The organism is Sphingomonas sp., from assembly GCF_031380695.1.
Taxonomy (GTDB): Bacteria; Pseudomonadota; Alphaproteobacteria; order Sphingomonadales; family Sphingomonadaceae; genus Sphingomicrobium.
The window spans coordinates 1-5227 of sequence record NZ_JANMWY010000191.1; the positions used below are offsets into that span (position 1 = coordinate 1).

At 67.5% G+C, this 5227-nt stretch carries 5 protein-coding genes; 2 read left to right on the forward strand and 3 right to left on the reverse strand.

All coding sequences use genetic code 11. From position 1 onward, the window contains the following. Positions 1-162 precede the first annotated feature (162 nt). Positions 163-870, forward strand: coding sequence for an energy transducer TonB (locus RMN84_RS07025; protein ID WP_309611470.1), 708 nt, complete (start codon positions 163-165; stop codon positions 868-870). A gap of 63 nt (positions 871-933) precedes the next feature. Here RMN84_RS07025 and rplA read toward each other — a convergent pair whose 3' ends face one another. Both rplA and rplK read right to left on the reverse strand, forming a co-directional pair. Continuing rightward, positions 934-1629, reverse strand: coding sequence for a 50S ribosomal protein L1 (gene rplA, locus RMN84_RS07030; protein WP_309611471.1), 696 nt, complete (start codon positions 1627-1629; stop codon positions 934-936). A gap of 3 nt (positions 1630-1632) precedes the next feature. Next, positions 1633-2064, reverse strand: a complete 432-nt coding sequence (gene rplK / locus RMN84_RS07035; RefSeq protein WP_309611472.1) for a 50S ribosomal protein L11 — start codon at positions 2062-2064, stop codon at positions 1633-1635. Between the two features lie 231 nt (positions 2065-2295). On the opposite strand from rplK, the gene RMN84_RS07040 reads away from it, so the two are divergent. Then, on the forward strand, positions 2296-3675 hold the full coding sequence (locus RMN84_RS07040) for an RNB domain-containing ribonuclease (RefSeq protein ID WP_309611473.1): 1380 nt from the start codon (positions 2296-2298) through the stop codon (positions 3673-3675). Here the strand turns inward: RMN84_RS07040 and RMN84_RS07045 are convergent. Then, positions 3672-5227: phosphoenolpyruvate carboxylase (locus tag RMN84_RS07045; protein ID WP_309611474.1), on the reverse strand; the 1556-nt coding region annotated here is incomplete at its 5' end. The genes RMN84_RS07040 and RMN84_RS07045 overlap by 4 nt on opposite strands.

A 5227-nucleotide genomic window follows, 5' to 3' on the forward strand; every position in this document is an offset into this window, starting at 1 on the left:
GACCATGTCGCGCAGGCGCTGGCCGCCGGGGCCAAGGGCGTGATCAGCGGCTCGGCGATCGTCAGACTGGTCACTGAACCCGACGCGGCCGTGCGCATCGAGGAATTCGTGGGTGCGATGAAAGCGGCAACCTTGCGCTGACTTCCAGCGTATAGGGCGGCGATGTACGGCGGAGACCTCACCCCCCGCGAACGCACCGGACCGGTCGTCGCCGTGCTGGCGGTCCATAGCGCGCTGGCGTTCATGCTGCTGACGATGTCGGGGCATCTGACGCCGGCAGCGGTCGAGCAGACGCTGAAAATCATCGACGTGACACCGCCCGTGCCGCGTCCCCCGCTGCCTCCGCCGCCCAGGGTCAGCCGCGCCAGCGCCAGGCCCAAGGCCGCCGCACCGCCCGCGAAGGAGGCCGAAGCAACCCCGATTGCCGCCGACAAACCGCGCGTGATCCTGCCGATCCCAAGCCCGATCGTCGCTGCACCGGTCCCCGCTCAGGGTGCCGCCGCCTCGCAAGGTTCAGCTACTGCGGGGCCGGGTACCGGTGCGGGCGGCAGCGGGAGTGGGACCGGTGGCGGGGGTGATGGCGATGACGGCACCGGCACTCACCCGCGCCCGATGTTCCGCCCGCTCAACCCGCGCGGCTTCCCGCGCGCGCTAGTCGAGCCGCTGCCGCCCGGGACGCGCGTATTCATCCTGTTCACGGTGCAACTCGACGGGCGGATTACCGATTGCATCATCCGCGAATCGAGCGGCACGCCGGCGCTCGACGCACTGGTCTGCCAGGTCGCGCAGCAGCGCTTCCGCTACGAGCCGGCACGGCACGGCGATGGCCGGCCTTACGTGGCCAAGTCGGCCTATATGCAGGTCTTCTGAGCGATACGAAAAAGGGCCGGAGCATTGCTGCCCCGGCCCTGTTTCGTTAGTGATCGGAGTGTCTTAGGCTCCCGCCAGCTCTGACGTGTCGATCTTGAGGCCCGGGCCCATGGTCGAGCTCAGGCTGATCTTCTGGAGATATTTGCCCTTGGCGCCGCTCGGCTTGGACTTGACGATGGCGTCGACCAGCGCGTCGAAATTCTGGCGCAGGTCATCCGCCGCGAAGCTCGACTTGCCGATGCCGGCATGGATGATCCCGGCCTTTTCAACGCGAAATTCAACCTGGCCGGACTTGGCGTCCTTGACTGCCTTGGTCACGTCCATGGTGACGGTGCCGAGCTTCGGGTTCGGCATCAGGCCCTTCGGCCCGAGCACCTTGCCGAGGCGTCCGACCAGACCCATCATGTCGGGCGTGGCGATGACGCGGTCAAAGTCGATCTTGCCGCCCTGGATCGATTCCATCAAATCCTCGGCGCCGACGACTTCCGCGCCGGCGGCAGTCGCTTCGTCGGCCTTGGCGCCCTTGGCGAACACCGCGACGCGGACATCCTTGCCGGTCCCCTTGGGCAGGTTGACGACGCCGCGAACCATCTGGTCGGCGTGGCGCGGATCGACGCCCAGGTTGAGTGCGATCTCGACCGTCTCGTCGAACTTGGTCGAAACCAGGCTCTTGATCAGCGTGATTGCCTCGCCCACCTGATACAGCTTCTCGCGGTCGACCTGGCCCGAAACGGCCTTCATTTTCTTGGTGATCTTCATGGCTTAGCCCTCCACGACCTGGAGGCCCATGGCGCGAGCCGAGCCTTCGATGATCCGCGTTGCCGCCTCAATGTCGTTCGCGTTGAGGTCCTTCATCTTCATCTCGGCGATCTCGGCGAGCTGCGAGCGCTTGATGTTGCCGGCCGAAATCTTGCCCGGCTCCTTCGAACCCGACTTGAGCTTGGCGGCCTTCTTGATGAGGAACGACGCCGGCGGGGTCTTGGTGGTGAAGGAAAAGCTGCGATCGGCAAAGACGGTAATGACCGTCGGGATCGGCATCGACTTTTCCAGATCCTGCGTCGCGGCGTTGAACGCCTTGCAGAATTCCATGATGTTGACGCCGCGCTGGCCCAGCGCCGGGCCGATCGGCGGCGACGGATTGGCGGCGCCCGCGGGCACCTGCAGCTTGATGTAACCGGTAATCTTCTTGGCCATGATGGCGTCTCACTCTGTTGCGGGGGCGTCGCGACTGGCGCTAAGCCCCGGTTCAAGTTTAGCGGTACAGACGGCTAATGAGGCCTCCCGCGGGATTTCCAATGAAATCGGAAGTGGCGCGCATAGCAGAAAGCGGGGCGGGATCAAGGGATGGGGCGGGGCGGGGTGCGGAAGACAGGCTCCGGTTAGACAAGCTTTCCCCGTCGACGGCTTTGTGGTCCAAGCCTATCCATGAAGGCGATCCATGATCCGGGCCACGCGCTGGCCAATGGCTTAACCGCGATCCGGTTGCAGTATCAGGTTCCGGCGGCGTTTCCGGATGCGGTGCTGGCGGCTGCCGAGGCTGCTTCTGCCCGCGCGCCGTCCGACCATCGCGACCGGACGGGGGAGGCGTTCGTCACGCTCGATCCCGCCAGTTCGACCGATCTCGACCAGGCGTTTGCCATTGAAGTGAGCCGGGGCGACCTGATCCTTCATTATGCAATTGCCGACGTGAACTGGTTCGTGGCGGACGGCGAGGCGGTCGATGTCGAGGCGTGGCGGCGGGGGGAGACGTTGTACCTGCCCGATGGCAAGGCGAGCCTTTATCCGCCAGTGCTGGGCGAGCGGGCGGCGAGCCTGTTGCCCGATGGGCCGCGACCGGCGGTGGTGTTTTCGGTGCGGGTCGCGGGGGAGGGGACCGTGAAGCTCGACGGGGCCGAGCGGGCGATCATCCGCAGCCGGGCGAAGCTGGCCTATGACGGGGTAAGCGATGCCGACTTGCCTGCGGGGTTTGCCGAGCTGGCGCGGCGGATCGAGGCGGCGGAGCGCACTCGGGGAGCGTCGCGCGTCGATCCGCCCGAGCAGGAAGTGGCGCGGGTCGGCGACGGCTATTCGCTCGCGTTCCGACCGCGGCTGGAGTCCGAAAGCCGCAATGCGGCGCTGTCGCTGGCGGCCAATCTGGCGATTGCCAATACGTTGCAGGCGCATCGCACCGGGCTGTTCCGGGTGATGGCCGAGCCGGATTCAGGCGCGATCAAGCGGCTCAGGGCGACGGCGCGGGCGTTCGGGCTCGACTGGGCCAAGGGCGAGAAGCTCGCGGAGTATGAGCGGACGCTGTCTGCCGCCGATCCGAAGCAGGCGGCGATGATGCTGGCGATCCGGCGGGCGGGGCAGGGAGCGTCCTATGTGCCGTGGCGCGAGGGGGTCGTGCCGTGGCACTCGGCGATGGCCGCGACCTATGCCCATGCGACCGCGCCGCTGCGGCGGCTGGCCGATCGCTATGTCATCGCTGCGACGCTGGCGGTGGCCAATGGGCGGGCAGTTCCCGACGCGGTGAGCGCGGCGTTCGCCAGGCTGCCCGAGGTGATGGCGCGGGCCGATGCGCAGGCGGCGCAGGTCGACCGGGCGGTGATCGACCTGGCCGAAGCGGTGGCGCTGTCGGGGCGGGTGGGGGAGAGTTTCGCGGCGGTGGTGACCGATCTCGATGAGCGTGGCGCGCGGATTCAACTGAGCGAGGAGGCGGTCGTCGCGCGGGTGACGGCGGCGGGGGCGGCACCGGGGGCTGCGGTCACGGTGCGGCTGGTGCTGGCGGATGCGAAGCAGCGCCGACTGGATTTTGTCCTGAGCTAACCCGAATTGCGCAGCGCCGTGGCGATGGCGTTGATTGAGAGCTGGATGCCTTCGGAGATGCGGGCGTCGGTTTCGCCGGCGCGGTGGCGCTTAATCAGCTCGATCTGAAGGAGGTTGAGCGGCTCGATATAGGGCAGGCGGAGGCGGATCGAGCTGTCGAGCGCGGGCTTGTTCTCGAGCAGGTGCGACTGGCCGCTGATCGCCAGCAGGCAATCGTGGGTGCGCTGCCAGCCGTCCTGGATGCGGCCGAAGATGGCGTCGCGCGTGGCGTCGTCCTCGACCAGCGCGGCGTAGCGTGCGGCGATGCCCATGTCGGATTTGGCCAGCACCATCTCGAGATTGTCGAGCGTGGTGCGGAAGAAGGCCCAACCATGATACATTTCCTGCATCAGCGGCAGGTCACCAACAGCGCCAAGGCCGTCACCGGCACCGTACCAGCCGGGCAGCATGACGCGCGCCTGGGCCCAGCTGAACACCCACGGGATCGCGCGCAGATCCTCGATGCGGTCGGACTTCGTGCGGCTGGCGGGGCGCGAGCCGATCTTGAGCTGGGCGATCTCGGCGATCGGGGTCATCTGGCGGAAGAAGGGGCGGAAGCCGTCGGTCTCATAGACCAGTCCGCGATAGGCGGCGAAGGCGGCGGCGGAGATATCGGCCATCGCCTTCGAGAAGCGCGGGCGGTTGGCGAGCGGGCGTGGCTCGAGGCTGGCGAGAAGGGTGGCCGACGCCATCGCCTCGAGGTTGGCGATGGCGCTTTCCGGTGTGCCATATTTGGCGGCGATCACTTCGCCCTGTTCGGTGATGCGAATGCGGCCCTGGACGGTGCCGGCCGACTGCGCGCGGATCGCGGCAAAGGCCGACCCGCCGCCGCGCCCGACCGCGCCGCCGCGACCATGGAACAACTGCATGCCGACGTCGGCATCGGCGAAGACGGTAGCGAGCTGCTGGCTGGCCTGATGAAGGCTCCACACCGAAGTGAGGTAGCCGCCATCCTTGTTTGAGTCCGAATAGCCAACCATCACTTCCTGAACGGCGTGGGCGGAGGCGGCGGTTTCGGGCAGGTTGAACCAGGCGCGCATGATGGCGGGGGCGCGCTCGAGATCACCGATAGTTTCGAACAGCGGCACGGCCATGACGGTGGCGCGGCCGTCGCGCCACAGGCCGGCTTCCTTGAGCAGGATGTTGACCTCGAGCAGGTCGGAAATGCTCTCCGCCTTGGAGATGACATAGGTGGTGATCGCGGCCGGGCCGTAGCGCGCCTGGGCCTCGGCGGCGGCGCGGACGATGGCGAGTTCGGACGTCGTCTCGTCGGAGTAGGTAGCAAACGGGGTGGCGAGCGGGCGCGGCTCGGCGAGGGCGCGGCGGAGGAGGGCGATGCGCTCCTGCTCGTCGAGTTCGCAATAGTCGGGCGCGAGGCCGGCCGTCCTGAGCAGTTCGCCAACGACGCGCTCGTGGACGTCGCTGTTCTGGCGCAGGTCGAGGGTGGCGAGGTGAAAGCCGAAGGTGTCGATAGCGCGGATCGTGCGGCTGAGCGGGCCGCTGCCGGAGAGCA

Coding starts and splice junctions, on each gene's coding strand:
- rplK (WP_309611472.1), bottom strand. CDS start 2,064: ATGGCCAAGAAGATTACCGGTTACATCAAGCTGCAGGTGCCCGCGGGC.
- RMN84_RS07040 (WP_309611473.1), top strand. CDS start 2,296: ATGAAGGCGATCCATGATCCGGGCCACGCGCTGGCCAATGGCTTAACC.
- RMN84_RS07025 (WP_309611470.1), top strand. CDS start 163: ATGTACGGCGGAGACCTCACCCCCCGCGAACGCACCGGACCGGTCGTC.
- rplA (WP_309611471.1), bottom strand. CDS start 1,629: ATGAAGATCACCAAGAAAATGAAGGCCGTTTCGGGCCAGGTCGACCGC.